We start from the raw sequence: 14138 nt of genomic DNA, 5'->3' as shown, positions 1-14138 counted from the left end.
TAATTATTTTTTTCAAACATGTTAATAAGGATAGGCAAAAAGTAGTTTCCATAGCTTAAATATTCTTTTTAGGTTTGTCTAACTCTAAACATACAAGTTAAATAAATTTGTTTTTGGAAATATTTAGGCTTTTTGTCTAATTTCTTGGAAATGAGTAGAAGTAATAATAAGTTGAAGTAATAATAAGTAAAAGCAATAATAAGCGGAAGTAATATTATCATTAACTGTAACTTAAAATTAACGTATTGAAGGATGAATAGCGTGACGATAACAAAAAAGTTCAAATCGATACTTGTGCTGACACTTATAGCTGTAGCACTCTTTGCCTCAGGCTGCACGGAAGAAAACCCGAGTGCAGAAGAAATTGCGACCCAGATGATGGATAAACAGGACAGCATTCAAGATTATTCATATACAATGCATATGACCTCTTACGCCGAAGGAAAGACTGAAGAAATCGAATGTAAATATATGTTCAAAAAACCTGATAAGTTCAAAGAAATTATAACGAGACCGGGGGAAGGTGATCAGATCGATGTATCGGATGGTGAAATTGCGTGGAGTTACTTCCAGGATACGAACACGGTCCTGAAAGAAAAACTCCCGAATAATTCCGGGGCTCCGAAAGAAGACTACATTAATACTATAAACGAGTTCCTGAACGATCATAATGTAACACTACTTGGCGTAGAGAGTGTAGATGGAAGAACCGCTTATCTGCTGGAGATAATTCCGAAAGAAACAGATAGGGATTATGAGCTGATATCTAAGATAAAAATCTGGGTAGACCAGGAAACATGGATGCCTCTTAGGTATGAGTTTTATAACGCCGATGGAAATCTAACTGATAAAAACGAAATTCGAGACCTGAAAGTTAATACAGGGATCCCAGACTCTGAGTTTCAATTCGAAATCCCGGATGGCGCAAAAATAGTTGATTTAGGGGAAATAAAGCCGTATGAAGAATTGAGCCTTGAAGAAGCCAGAAATAGAGCCAGTTTTAAAATCCTTACTCCTGAATACCTGCCTGAAGGCTATAAATTCAGCTATTCAATAATCACCAACAACAGTGAATATTCCTCGGACCCGGATAGTCATTACGAAACAGTCGAACTGATATATGCAAAGGAAGGAGCCAGCATAAAAGCCAGTATTGTTCTCACTGAAACCGTATATAAGAACGCCTCCACCTATTCTATATTTATGAGTAACGGTACTGATGTTAAGATTAATGGGACAGAAGGAAAATATGTTTCGGGGGAAGCAAAAACGTTGAGATGGAAGCTGGGAGATATTAATCTTCTCCTTGGTGTACCCCTGGAAGAGGATGAAATATTCAAAATAGCGGAATCGATTTCAGAAAAGTCATAAATAATTGTGATCTGCAGAAAAATCAAAGTTGCGGTGGCGCTTCCCATTTGAAGCAGCGGGGTATTTTTGCGCCACTGCACTTGTTATAATGTAAATTATTCCAAAGCCAATTATTCTCGTTTGTAATCTACTTTTTTTTCCTTGTTTCCCTTACTTTGAGCATAATTTTTAATAATATCTGAAGTTATTCCTTCTTCTACCGTCCTCAATCTATCCACCGTTTCTTCATAATTCTCAATCCAAAGTTATTTTGTCTTTTTTTTGCTATTGCTCTGTACTTCAAGTGCTTAAGTCCTATACCTAAAGTCCTTAAAAGCTAAAACCCTTATATTTGAATCGTTTTATTATTGTCTCAAATGGAGGCTTAAAATGGATGAAAAGATTGCGCCCCATCTTGAAGAGCTAACCAGGGCGCTTGGAGATATCGATAAGACTGGCATCCGGGCAGAGTTTGATAAGCTTCTTGCTTTTCATGTCCCGCCTGAGGTTGCAAAAGAGACCATACTCCGTAAGTTCGGTGGAAAAAGAAAAGTCCTGAAGGTAAAAGATCTTTCAGCTTCGCTTAAGAATTTTGAAATAATAGGCAGAATCCTGGACATTGGAGAAAAGGCACTCCGTCCTCAGGAAGGCGTTCAGGCGGGACCTTCAAAGCTGTATACAGGGGTTCTTGCAGACGAAACGGGCTCTGTCATGTTTTCTTCCTGGAAAGAACTGCCGGGCTCGGTCGGAGATGTAATCAACATCAAAAATGCCTATACCCGCCTCTGGCAGAACAGGATCAGGCTCTCTATCGGAGAGCAGTCTCTTGTATCTAAAGTTTCTGATTCTTCCATTCCCCAGCTCTCAGAACTTTCCAAAACCTCTGCAAAGAAATTAATTGACATTGGTGCTGCCGATTTTTCCGTAAACACGGTTGCCTGCATACTCCGGCTTTCTCACAGAGAAGTCCCTGTCAGGGGCAAGCAGTCAAAAGTGATTTCGGGTGTGCTCGCAGATGAGACTGCCAGACTGCCTTTTACTGCCTGGGTCGAACTCCCGGGGATTGACATAGGAAGCATAATCAGGATAGAAGGAGCTCAGATCCGCATGTTCAGGGGAATGCCTTCGATCAATCTTATCAGCAGCACTAAAGTCTCTTCAGTCGGAGTTGAAGAAGCTGAAAAGCTTGCCTTCACTTTCGAGTCCGCTGCAAAAGATCCTGCCCTCCTGAAAATTGAAGAAATAGCCTCAAAGGACAGCATGTTCGATGTAGTTGCCGCAGGCAATGTTGTTTCCGTCAGGCCGGGTTCCGGGATAATTTCCCGCTGTCCCGAGTGCAGTCGCGTTGTTCTGAAAGCAAACTGCAGGGTGCACGGCAAGGTGGAGGGCGTAAGGGACATGCGGATTAAAGCTGTACTGGATGACGGGACAGGGGCAATGTCAGTCATGTTTCCAAGGGAACTTGCAGAAGTCATCTACGGGAAAACACTTGAAGAAGCTGAACAGCTCATGTTTTCCGATATTTCTAAAGACGCGGTTTATGAAGACCTGAGACGAATTCTTACAGGCCGTTACCTGGCAGTGCGTGGGAATTCTTCAAATGGAGAATATGGAGTTTCTTTTGTTGCAGAAAGCGCCTGGGTGCCTGAAGATGACCTGGCTGTCAGAGTTGTTGAGCTATTACGCAGGCTCGGACTGGATGAAGAATACCCTGGTTCAGGGGTTTCCAGAGGAGGGATAAGCCTTGCTTAAACGGGAAATCGCAAAAAGGGTTTTTGCAAAGGAATTTGAAGCCTGTAGGGAACTTGAGAAATCGGAAAGACCTGCGTCTGAAGCCGATTCTAAATCCCCTAACCTTCTTATCAGCCCTCTGGGACTTATTCTCAACCGTGTCTTTGCAGTCGGGGTGCTTACCGAACTGGATAGCATAGGCACGCAAAACGAAATGTGGAAAGCCAGAATAGTTGACCCTACAGGGGCATTTACGGTATATGCAGGACAGTTCCAGCCTGATGCTTCTATTTTCTTTTCAACGGCTCAAGTTCCTGCTTTCATAGCTCTCACAGGAAAAGCCAGGATTTATGAACCCGAACCAGGCTCGGTTTTCATCTCTATCCGGGCAGAAGAGGTAAATGTGGTGGATGAAGAAATCCGCAACAGATGGGTTGTTGATACTGCGGAACAGACAGTTGACAGGCTTGAGGTTTTTTCGGATGCCCTTGCGAGCGGATACCGCGGAGAAACACTCAGAGAATACCTGCTTGAAAGGGGAGTTTCCGAAGAGCTTGCTGAAGGGATTTCCATTATCCTTGAAAGGGAACGCGCCCCCCAGGAATTTGCAAAGCAGCTCAGGGCTTCTATCAGGGAAGGGCTGAAAGCTCTTAATTTTGAAGCCGAAGATACTGCAGAAGCCAAGGCTGATCAGAAGGAGTTCGTACTTGAACTTCTAAGGGAAATGGGTGGAGGCAAAGGAGTTGATTACGCCTCTTTTGTAAATGCTGCAGTATCAAGAGGCGTTCCCGAAGAGGTAGTAGAAGAAGTTGTCCGCTCTCTTCTTGCAGGAGGGCAATGTTACGAACCGAAAATCGGGATTATAAGGCTTGTAGGTTAACCTGCATAACGGGCTTTAATTTCCAAAATATGAAGAATTAGTGAGGAATTCCTATCTAAAAACATGTGACAACGCTTAAGTGTGATTAAGTTGATTGGTATCCTTTGTTAAAACTTTGCATCTCATGTTTATCGTATTTATCTGGAGAAATTGACATGAAAGTATTGGTCAGCGACTCACTCTCCAATGAAGGTTTGGAGATTCTAAAGGAACACTTTAATGTTGACGTCAGCACCGGACTCTCGGAAGATGAGCTGGTTGAAAAGATTAAAGGCTACGATGCCCTTGTAATACGCAGCGGTACCCAGGTTACTCAGAGAATAATCGAGGCTGCTGACAACCTGAAGGTTATCGGAAGGGCAGGGGTCGGAGTCGACAATGTGGATGTGGATGCAGCCACAAAGAAAGGAATTATCGTTACCAACGCTCCCGAAGGAAACATGATTTCGGCAGCAGAACACACAATTGCCATGATGATGGCAATGTCAAGGAATATCCCGCAGGCAAATGCCTCCCTGAAAGCCAGGGAATGGAAGCGCAACAAATTCATGGGCGTTGAAGTCAAGGGCAAGACCCTGGGAGTTATAGGGCTCGGAAGGATAGGGTCTGAAGTCGCAAAGAGAGCCTCAGGGCTTGAAATGAACCTTATGGGATACGATCCTTTCATCTCCGAGAAGAGGGCTATGGAACTCGGAGTCAAGCTGGCTACGGTTAATGAGATCGCAAAAGAGGCTGACTACATCACAGTACACACTCCTCTTATCAAGGAAACCAGGAATATCCTCAATGACGAGCAGTTTGCCCTCATGAAGAAGGGAGTCAAGATTCTTAACTGCGCACGCGGCGGCATTATCAGTGAAGAAGCCCTGATAAGAGCCCTTGAGAGCGGCAAGGTAGGCGGAGCAGCTCTTGACGTATTTGTCGAAGAACCTCCTTTTGGCAGCCCTCTCCTCAACTTTGATAACGTTATCGTAACCCCTCACCTCGGTGCCTCCACACAGGAAGCTCAGGTTAATGTTGCAATCGATATTGCCAATGAAGTTGTTTCTGTTCTTTCCGGCGGGCTTGCAAAGAATGCAATCAATATCCCCTCCGTAAAACCCGAAGCTATGGCAGTCCTTGCCCCATACATAAGGCTAGCAGAGCTTATGGGCAAAATTGCAGGCCAGCTTGTAGACGGCAACTACGAAAAGGTAGAAATCGGATACAATGGGGAGATCTCCGGAAAAGATACCAGACCTCTCACAGTTTCCGCACTCAAAGGACTGCTTGAAATGGCTCTGGGAGCCGGGGTAAATTATGTCAATGCCCCAACCCTTGCAAAGTCAAGAAAAATCGCTGTCGTGGAAAGCAAGTCCGAATCTGCGGAGGAATATTCTTCCACTATGAGCATCAAACTTACCAGCGCAGAAACCTCAAAGCTGGTTGCAGGAACTGTTGTTGGAGATGAGCCCAAGATTGTTTCCGTTGATGAGGACACGGTAGATATTTTCCCTGCCGGGCGTATGATCTTTGCCAAACACATTAACAAGCCAAATGTAATCGGACCCTGCTGCATGGTGCTCGGTAAAAACAATATCAATATCTCGGGAATGCAGGTCGGAAGATCAGAAGTAGGAGGCGTGACCATGATGGTTCTCAACATTGACTCCGATGTTTCCGATGCCATCCTTGATGAGGTCAGGCAGGTCCCAGGTATTCTTAATGCCAAGCTTGTGACTCTTCTGAACACATAAGTAAATTGCATTAAGGATAATTCCGAAAAATATCTTATTCCGGTGCAGGTCTAATTTTTCTGTGCCGGAGACACTTACTTTTTCCCTGAATTTTTTTTCCCGGATCTGAGATTGATCCTGGTGGGACTTATATATTATACTGTCTTTCCAAATGCATTATTTTTCGAAGTATTCTTCGAGGTTCATGAATGGAAGAACTTAAACATGTTGTTTCGGCTCCTTTTAAGAAAAATCTTGCAGATTCCCTTCCGGAAAAAGACTTTGAGTTTTCCCTTGCCTTTGACCTGAAATGGTTTTCCCCGAAAACTGCTTCTGAAGTAAAGGCCCGCGCCCTTGAAGCAGGTCTGCTTTCCCTGAAGGACGGTGTAATTGTGCCCTGTTTTGATGTTGAGAGTGTCCGGCTTCCCCATGCTTTTAAGCCTCCTGAGAATTTTCTCGAACTTAAAGAGAAACCCGGAAAACTCGGGAATTCCAGGCGCAGGGAAGAAATCTCTTTTGAGCAGATCCTCGACTTCATTTCCGCAGATACGGGAATAAACAGGCAGAGGCTTGTTTCCGAGATAAACTCCATGCAGGACCATCTCTCTTATCTTGTGGATATCAGGATAGTAGCACTTATCGTGGCAAAGAAGTTCGGATGCAGGATAGAAGGGATAATTGAGAAGGTTTCCAGGGCTGTTCTTGGTTTTTCTTATTAATGGAGTTACGATCGGATAGAGAAAAAAATAATTGAATTAATTAGCATGAAAGTACCAGACGTGCTTTCTTTTTATGCCTGCTATCCATTTTTATGAAGAAGGCTTCCTGCTATTAACCGCCACTAATTCCTAAATTAAATTGTTGATTAAAAGGAGTCTATTCCCCAAAATAAAGAAGTTTATTTGAAAACATTCATATATTATGATCATTAGGGCAAGCTGGAGTATTTATGAAAGGAAGCAAAATATTACACATAATCTTTGATCTTCTCGTAATAATAAGCGTATCTTCTATATTCAAGTAAAAATACCAATTATTTTTTATCAATAGAACAAATATTTTGCCCATTGCCTGAGCATATACATCTTAGAAGAAACATGAGTGTGGAAACGAGGTACCTGTGATATGAAAGATAAGCACTACTTTCTCGCATTCTCATTTCAGTGATATTTCAGAAGGGGTTGTTACCAGCTATACACATTGAGAAGAGATATTTTGAATGAATTACGTAATGATTTTTAAAGTAGTGATTTCCTCACAATTATCCGTTTAGCTTCTTGTCACACGAACTGCACCTGGAAGTTTTCTGTACCCAGCTCAAACATTTTACAACGCTTTCTGGAACGATTTGGATAAGAGTCTGCCTGCAGGGCAACTTTGTTTGACGGGTCTCACAAATTGTTATGAATTGCCTCCATAATCTGGGGTGCCGACAACTTTGGCGTAACGATTTCTATATATGCGCCTGTCCTGGTATTCTCCAGTTCTTCCATGATCTTATCCAGGTCGCCGCAGGTGACAGCTTTCCTCATTATCCAATCACTGCAGCCAAGTACCTCTGGTAATTCATGATATTTCCATTGTCCCAGGTCGTTGTAACAATAATCTAACTTCCTGGACAGCATTCTTTCTATCAGGTAGCCTTGATTATTCAGTACGAAAATAACAGGTTTCAGACCATAGCGGCAAAACTGACCTACCTCCTGAACTGTCATCTGGTGCGCCCCTTCTCCCGTTATAAGGATCACCCGTCGGTCCGGGGCAGCCAGTGCGGCGCCAAAGGAAGCCGGAGTAGCCCAGCCTATTGCACCCCAGAGGGTCTGGCTGTAGAACCTGGCTCCTTCAGGTAAAAGTACTGGCAGCAGACCGTAAAAGGATGTACCTGAATCCGCTATGATGATATCGTCTGGCTTAAAAAATTTAGCATAGCTTGCATATAGATAATCAGCTGTTATCGGGTTGTTGGCATCTACATCCGGCAGTGTGGGTAATTTAGCTACAGGTCCCTTTACGTCAGTACGTTTATAAAGTCTTTTAACGAGTTCCTCAAGTACATCAGACATTTTCAGATTCGTGTAATCGGCATGCCCTATACGGACTTCAGAAGGCATAATATTGATAATGCGGGATTTATCCAGCTTCGCCGTGAACAAACCCGTGTTAATGTCAAACAAGATAGTGCCTATGGCAAGTATGCAGTCGCAGGATTCTACGAATTCCCTTATTTCAGGGTTCGCAAGCTGTCCGATGTATAATCCCGAATAGGAGGGATTAGTTTCGTCGAGTACTGATTTATCCATCGCCATGGTCACATAAGGTAAACCCGAAGAACTAACAATGTCAGCAGTTAAGTCTCGGAGCCCAAAACGTTCTACAAAGATACCTGGCATAATACAGGCTTTACTTGCATTCGACAACCTGTTTACAATGGTCGAGACCGCTTCTTCCAGCACCTCAGGATCGCTTTTTACAGGAACGTTTGCCGGTGCCGTAGAGAGGGAGATATTTTCATTCACATAGTTGTGAGCTATGGCAATATAGACTGGACGGCGGTACTCCAGAGCTGCCGCAATTACACGCTCGACTTCTTGAACGCAGTTTTCCGGGGTAAGTATCGTCTTTGCACATACCACTTGAGTAGCCATCGTCATAAATTGGTCGAATTCCCCGTTGCCAAGCGTATGATGTACTATAGCATGCTTCTCCTGAACCTGCATTGCCGGCATTCCAACAATATGAAATACCAGATTGTGCTCTGCATAGGAGCCTGCTATGCCGCATAGTGCGGATAGTTCACCTACCCCAAAAGTAGTAGACAGCGCTGACATGCCATTGATACGAGCATAGCCGTCAGCAGCATAAGCGGCGTTCAGCTCATTACAGCAGCTGATCCAGTGCAGCTCTTTATCATCACAGATGGCATCGTTGATAGGAAATGCAAAGTCTCCCGGCACACCGAAAATATCCTTAATGCCCATCTGTTTTAATCGGTTTAGAAGATATCGAATAATTGTCTCAGGCATAATAGTATCACCATGTACGCACTCATTTGTTTAATCAATTTAGATTAAGCTCAGCATTCTCCGATTAACAAAAATTTGATTACCATGTGTATCAATCCAATTTTGATCAGCTATTCGGAAGCAATTGCAGCCAGCGAGCCTGCCCGCTGGGCTCTGACTCTAATAGTGACCGTTGCACTGTAAGACAAGTACAATTCAGGCCAGTCGCGCGGCCTTTTCTCTTTGTGGCTCGGCCAATCTCCAGCCTTCGTTTTAATATTTCCAAAGAAATCTAATGTTCGTTTAGCGCCCGCTCCCATATCAGGTACTAACTCAGTATGACATTGATCTCTCAATCTTGATTGTTCCCCAAATATTATAATTCCTTTAATTATAAAAATGAGGCCCTCTTTAACACATTTCCGGAATTCTCAAATTAACTTAGAAAGCCAGTTTTATCTGGTATACTTTATGCAATCCTTACAGTGAGAAATACCAGTACAGCTTTGGTCCATGTAACATTCTGAGAGGTACAAGTTAATAGAGAAAGAATGAACATTTTTAGGAATTATCGATGCACATAATCTTTATGTACTAGAAATGTTATTCACATCATACCAATCCGACTAATCGCTTGATATTTAATTTACTGCCCCGAGCTTTTGAGCTGCGGCAGTTATAGCGATGTTCGAACGCGATAGGGATTTTTTCCGCGTGAGTAAGATTTTCAATAAATCTTGCGGAGGAACATACATTGGGTAAAAAATCACTGGTAAAACTTACAAGAAAAACGAATCCAAGAATCGTTTCCCTGATTCTTACCCTGAAAGAGAGGGCAAATGGAGACTCTGCCCCCATCTGGAAGGATGTTGCGAAACGTCTTGAGGCGCCGTCCAGAAACTATGCGGCTGTGAATATAAGCAAGATCAACAGGCACACTGCTGAAGATGATGTCCTGCTTATCCCGGGTAAGGTTCTGGGTGCAGGTCTTCTTGATCATCCTGTTACCGTTGCGGCTGTAACATTCAGCGAATCTGCAGTTGAAAAAATCACTGAAGCCGGCGGCAAGTGCCTGAGTCTCGAAGAGATCATGGAAGCAAATCCAAAAGGGTCCGGTATCCGGATTTTCCGCTGAGGTGACGAAGATGACGGTTATCGATGCAAAAGGGCTTATTCTGGGGCGTCTTGCAAGTTCAGTTGCAAAACAGTTGCTTTCAGGAGACGAAAAGGTTTATATCATAAATGCCGAAAAAGCCATCATTTCTGGCTCAAGGGCAGCCACTCTCAGAGAATACCGGGAAACCCGGGAAAGAGGTGCAACGGAATTCGGGCCTTACTTCCCGAAGCGTCCGGACCGCATTCTGAAGAGGACTATTCGTGGCATGTTGCCCTACAAGAGAGCAAGAGGCAGAGACGCAATGTCCAGGCTCAAGGTCTATGTAGGTGTACCCTACGAACTTAAGGGCACTGAGACAACCACCATCGCAGATGCCGACATGAGGCTTCTGAGTTCCAACAAGTACGTGGAGCTTGGTGAAGTGAGCCAGAAAATGGGTTCAAAATTCTAATGGGTGAGTCCTCATGGTCAAAGTAGTTAATTCATCTGGAAAGCACAAGACTGCAACTGCTCGCGCAACAGTCATGAAAGGTACAGGTAAGGTCAGGATCAACAAAGTTCCGCTTGAGCTCTATAAGCCTGAGCTTGCGATGATGAAAATCTCCGAGCCTCTGCTTATTGCAGGAAACGATGTTGTTTCCGGTCTCGACATCAATGTCGATGTTCAGGGTGGCGGAATCATAGGGCAGGCTAATGCAGTAAGGACTGCAGTTGCCCGTGGTATTGTGGAATGGACAAATGACACAACCATCAGAGACAACTTTGCAGCCTATGACCGCAATTTACTTGTAAGCGATTCCAGGCAGAAAGAAGCCAAAAACTTTGGTGGACCTGGAGCAAGATCTAAATACCAGAAATCTTACAGGTAAGGAAAGTTATGATCCCAGTCCGATGTTTCTCATGTGGAAAAGTAATCTCTAACTATTGGGATGAGTACAAAAGACGCGTCAATGACGGCGAAGACTCTGCCGCAGTACTGGATGATCTCGGGATCACCCGCTACTGCTGCCGCAGAATGTTCCTCAGCCATGTCGAACTTGTTGACGTGCTTTCACCGTACCAGTAAGGGACCGTAGGGTAGCTTGGTCCATCCTTCGGCGTTCGGGACGCCGGAACCTGAGTTCGAATCTCAGCGGTCCCACTTTCCCTTTTTCAAGGGTACTGGTTTTCAGGTGTGTACTGAATATGTCAAATTTATCATGCTTCTCGATTATCGGAACTCATCGGAGCGTTTTTAAGTTTCAGGGTGATCTGTTGGTCAAGGAAAATTATACCCGGTTCGAGCGTGCACGAATTGTAGGTGCAAGATCATTGCAGATTGCAATGGGGGCTCCTGTCCTGGTTGAAGATGACGGGCGGCTGGACCCCCTGGGTGTAGCCATTGAAGAGTTGAAGGCCGGAGTTATTCCTATAACGGTTAAACGTAAGAAAAGTTAAAAACGTAATTGGGATACTTTCAGACGCTGAATGAATTTTATGTTGATTCTATATATTATGAGGTGACTTTATGGAGGAAATTGAGCAGACAGGGCAGGAGGAGACCGGAGCACAGCCTTTGCCTGAAGAAAATATCGTGGCTGAAGCAAAACCTGCACCTGAAAAGGAAGCCGCAGTAAAGACCGGATCTGTACCTGTAGCTGAGGACGAAGCAGCTTCCGCTAAAGAAGGGTCAACATCCCTTGTATCTATTGACGAATACCTCGCAGCAGGTGTTCACATAGGAACCCAGCAGAAGACTCAGGATATGATGCGTTTCGTATACAGAGTCAGAACTGATGGGTTATATGTTCTTGATATCCAGTCAACAGACGAAAGAATCAGAGTTGCATCAAAACTGCTATCTCACTACGATCCTTCCAGAATCCTTGTAGTCTCTTCAAGGCAGTACGGTCAGCACCCTGCAAGAATGTTCTCAAGGGCACTCGGCACAAGAGCAATGCTCGGAAGGTTTATTCCAGGTTCCCTTACAAACCCTCAGATCCACGGTTTCTTTGAGCCTGATGTTATAATTGTAACAGACCCTGCAGGAGATGCCCAGGTTCTGAAGGAAGCTTCAAGCATTGGGGTACCTGTTGTAGCACTCTGTGACACAAACAACCTTACCTCAAATGTGGATCTTGTGATCCCGACAAACAACAAGGGTAGAAAAGCTCTCTCTCTTGTCTACTGGCTGCTTGCAAGAGAAGTTTCCAGACTCAATAACACCCCCTTCAATTACGAGCTGACCGATTTCGAAACTCCACTCTGATTTCGGGACATCCGTCCTGCATACTGCAAGGGTTTATAAAAATTGCCCATATCTTATATTATGGGTGATTGGAAATGAGACAGCCAGCAGTTGCAGGGCAGTTCTATCCCCTGCGTTGTGAAAATCTGGAGAAAGAACTTAAACGATGTTTCGAAGGCCTGGAGATCCGGGAGCGGGAAGTCCTGGGGGCTGTTTGCCCGCATGCCGGGTATGTTTATTCCGGGAAAGTAGCTGCACATGTCTATGCGACTCTCCCAGAAGCCGATACCTATATTATTTTTGGTCCCAATCATACGGGGTATGGTTCGCCAGTATCAGTATCCAGGGAAACATGGAAAACTCCCCTTGGAAATCTTGATGTTGATCTCGAACTTGCAGACGGATTTCTTGGGAGCATCGTTGATGCAGACGAACTCGGGCACAAATATGAGCATTCTATTGAAGTTCAGCTTCCTTTCCTTCAGTACCGCTTCGAGCGAGATTTTAAAATTCTTCCTATCTGTATGGGCATGCAGGATGAAGAAACGGCAGTTGAAGTAGGAAATCTTGTTGCCGATCTTATTTCCAAAAGCGGAAAACGTGCTGTCATCATAGCATCCAGCGATTTCACTCACTATGAGACTGCCGAACGTGCAAAGGAAATAGATTCCGAAGTCATAGATGCTATCCTGAATTTCAATATCTCAGGAATGTACGATCGGCTTTATCGAAGAAATGCTTCGGTCTGCGGATACGGACCCATTACTGCAATGCTTTCAGCTTCTCAAAAGCTAGGGGGTTCAAAAGCCACTCTGCTCAAGTATACAAACAGCGGGGAGGTTTCCGGAGATACGGAGGCTGTTGTCGGGTATGCTGCAATCATTGTTGAATAACTGAAAACTAGCAGATAGATTTAAAGAAAACCAGAAAAATTTCTTTTGATTATTCAAAATATCCGGAATAAAGCCTGGGCAGGGATAGGTTTTTTTATACTATTTTTACTTTTACTCATAGCTAGCCTTCTAAGGGTAAAGTTAATTACTTAACATGCTCAAATTCAGCAAAAATTGAAAAACTGTTGAGGAATAATATGGTTTCATGTTCTGCGCCCGGGAAAATCTATCTTTTCGGAGAGCATGCGGTTGTTTACGGAGAAACCGCAATAGCATGTGCAGTAGAGTTGAGAACCCGGGTGCGGGTGGAGTTAAATGACTCCATAACTATCCAGTCACAGATTGGCAGAACAGGCCTTGATTTTGAAAGACATCCCTATGTTTCTGCAGTAATTGAGAAAATGAGAGAGTTTGTCCCCATAAAAGGTATTTTTTTAACTGTTGATTCGGATATCCCCGTAGGTTCAGGGCTCGGGTCATCTGCTGCAGTTACTATTGCAAGTATAGGAGCTCTCAACGAACTGCTTGGATGCGGTCTGTCCCTCGAAGAGATTGCAAAACTGGGGCATGAGGTTGAAATAAAAGTGCAGGGTGTGGCAAGCCCTACAGATACCTATGTCTCTACTTTCGGAGGAGTTGTTACCATCCCTGAGAGAAAAAAACTGAAGACTCCTGACTGCGGAATTGTCATAGGGGATACCGGAGTTTTCTCTTCTACTAAAGAACTTGTAGCAAGTGTCAGGCAGCTTCGTGAGAGTTACCCTGAACTTATCGTGCCTCTCATGACTTCTATTGGCAAAATCTCCAGAATCGGAGAAAATCTTGTGCTATCTGGAGACTATGCTTCCATTGGCAGGCTTATGAATGTGAACCAAGGGCTGCTTGATGCACTTGGGGTAAACATCCTTGAGCTTTCACAGCTGATCTATTCTGCAAGGGCAGCAGGAGCTTTCGGGGCAAAGATTACGGGAGCCGGAGGCGGCGGCTGTATGGTTGCACTAACGGCACCGCAGAAGTGCACTCACGTAGCTGAAGCAATTGCAGGTGCAGGGGGCAAAGTGACCATCACAAAACCCACGGAACAGGGGCTGAAGGTTGACTGAACAAAGGTACTTAGGAGAATTTTTCCTGCAAATAAGATAACTTTTTATCTCCCATTTTGTTATGATTGTTACAGAAATTGTGATCTTTTATTATAAGTTGAAAGTTATTTAAAAAAGGCA

Annotated in this window: 14 protein-coding genes and 1 tRNA gene; 14 read left to right on the top strand and 1 reads right to left on the bottom strand. The window is 44.1% G+C overall.

The annotated features are described in order from the left end of the window. Positions 1-252 precede the first annotated feature (252 nt). From MSHOH_RS19425 to MSHOH_RS19405, 5 genes are all read left to right on the top strand, one after another. Positions 253-1371 (top strand): outer membrane lipoprotein-sorting protein, encoded by a 1119-nt coding sequence (locus MSHOH_RS19425; RefSeq protein WP_048142164.1) that lies wholly within the window; start codon positions 253-255, stop codon positions 1369-1371. Positions 1372-1740: 369 nt separating this feature from the next. After that, positions 1741-3102 carry a Single-stranded DNA binding protein gene (locus MSHOH_RS19420; protein WP_048142163.1) on the top strand — a complete coding sequence of 454 codons (1362 nt, stop codon included), beginning with the start codon at positions 1741-1743 and terminating at the stop codon, positions 3100-3102. Then, positions 3095-3961, top strand: a complete 867-nt coding sequence (locus tag MSHOH_RS19415) for an RPA family protein (RefSeq protein WP_048142161.1) — start codon at positions 3095-3097, stop codon at positions 3959-3961. The genes MSHOH_RS19420 and MSHOH_RS19415 overlap by 8 nt, the downstream gene beginning before the upstream one ends. A 155-nt stretch (positions 3962-4116) precedes the next feature. Continuing rightward, on the top strand, positions 4117-5697 hold the full coding sequence (gene serA / locus MSHOH_RS19410) for a phosphoglycerate dehydrogenase (protein WP_048142160.1): 1581 nt from the start codon (positions 4117-4119) through the stop codon (positions 5695-5697). 188 nt (positions 5698-5885) lie between these two features. After that, positions 5886-6395 (top strand): DUF2240 family protein, encoded by a 510-nt coding sequence (locus MSHOH_RS19405; RefSeq protein ID WP_048142158.1) that lies wholly within the window; start codon positions 5886-5888, stop codon positions 6393-6395. 672 nt (positions 6396-7067) lie between these two features. Here the strand turns inward: MSHOH_RS19405 and MSHOH_RS19400 are convergent. Further along, a complete protein-coding gene (locus MSHOH_RS19400; protein ID WP_048142156.1) occupies positions 7068-8699 on the bottom strand; it encodes an alpha-keto acid decarboxylase family protein in 1632 nt (543 codons plus the stop codon). A 733-nt stretch (positions 8700-9432) separates the two neighbouring features. Between MSHOH_RS19400 and MSHOH_RS19390 the strand changes: the two genes are divergently transcribed. The 9 genes from MSHOH_RS19390 (at position 9433) to MSHOH_RS19350 (ending at position 14018) form a co-directional block, all read left to right on the top strand. Next, on the top strand, positions 9433-9813 hold the full coding sequence (locus MSHOH_RS19390; RefSeq protein WP_048142153.1) for a 50S ribosomal protein L18e: 381 nt from the start codon (positions 9433-9435) through the stop codon (positions 9811-9813). Between the two features lie 10 nt (positions 9814-9823). Beyond that, positions 9824-10246 (top strand): 50S ribosomal protein L13, encoded by a 423-nt coding sequence (locus MSHOH_RS19385; RefSeq protein ID WP_048142150.1) that lies wholly within the window; start codon positions 9824-9826, stop codon positions 10244-10246. Between the two features lie 13 nt (positions 10247-10259). Beyond that, entirely contained in the window at positions 10260-10664 is a 405-nt protein-coding gene (locus tag MSHOH_RS19380) for a 30S ribosomal protein S9 (protein WP_048142148.1), read from the top strand. Between the two features lie 8 nt (positions 10665-10672). Further along, the gene (locus MSHOH_RS19375) at positions 10673-10861 is read left to right on the top strand and encodes a DNA-directed RNA polymerase subunit N (RefSeq protein WP_048142146.1); all 189 of its coding nucleotides are present in this window, start codon (positions 10673-10675) and stop codon (positions 10859-10861) included. Beyond that, a tRNA-Pro gene (locus MSHOH_RS19370) sits at positions 10862-10936 on the top strand. 113 nt (positions 10937-11049) lie between these two features. Beyond that, positions 11050-11232 carry a DNA-directed RNA polymerase subunit K gene (locus tag MSHOH_RS19365; protein WP_048050875.1) on the top strand — a complete coding sequence of 61 codons (183 nt, stop codon included), beginning with the start codon at positions 11050-11052 and terminating at the stop codon, positions 11230-11232. 70 nt (positions 11233-11302) lie between these two features. Beyond that, positions 11303-12043: a 30S ribosomal protein S2 gene (gene rpsB, locus MSHOH_RS19360; RefSeq protein WP_052730941.1), complete on the top strand. Its 741-nt coding sequence runs from the start codon at positions 11303-11305 to the stop codon at positions 12041-12043. Between the two features lie 68 nt (positions 12044-12111). Continuing rightward, positions 12112-12915, top strand: a complete 804-nt coding sequence (locus tag MSHOH_RS19355; protein ID WP_048142144.1) for an MEMO1 family protein — start codon at positions 12112-12114, stop codon at positions 12913-12915. 197 nt (positions 12916-13112) lie between these two features. Further along, a complete protein-coding gene (locus MSHOH_RS19350; protein ID WP_048142142.1) occupies positions 13113-14018 on the top strand; it encodes a mevalonate kinase in 906 nt (301 codons plus the stop codon). Positions 14019-14138 lie beyond the last annotated feature (120 nt).

The sequence above is a fragment of the Methanosarcina horonobensis HB-1 = JCM 15518 genome (assembly GCF_000970285.1).
Classification (GTDB): domain Archaea; phylum Halobacteriota; class Methanosarcinia; order Methanosarcinales; family Methanosarcinaceae; genus Methanosarcina; species Methanosarcina horonobensis.
This window is presented reverse-complemented; position numbering and strand designations above follow the sequence as displayed.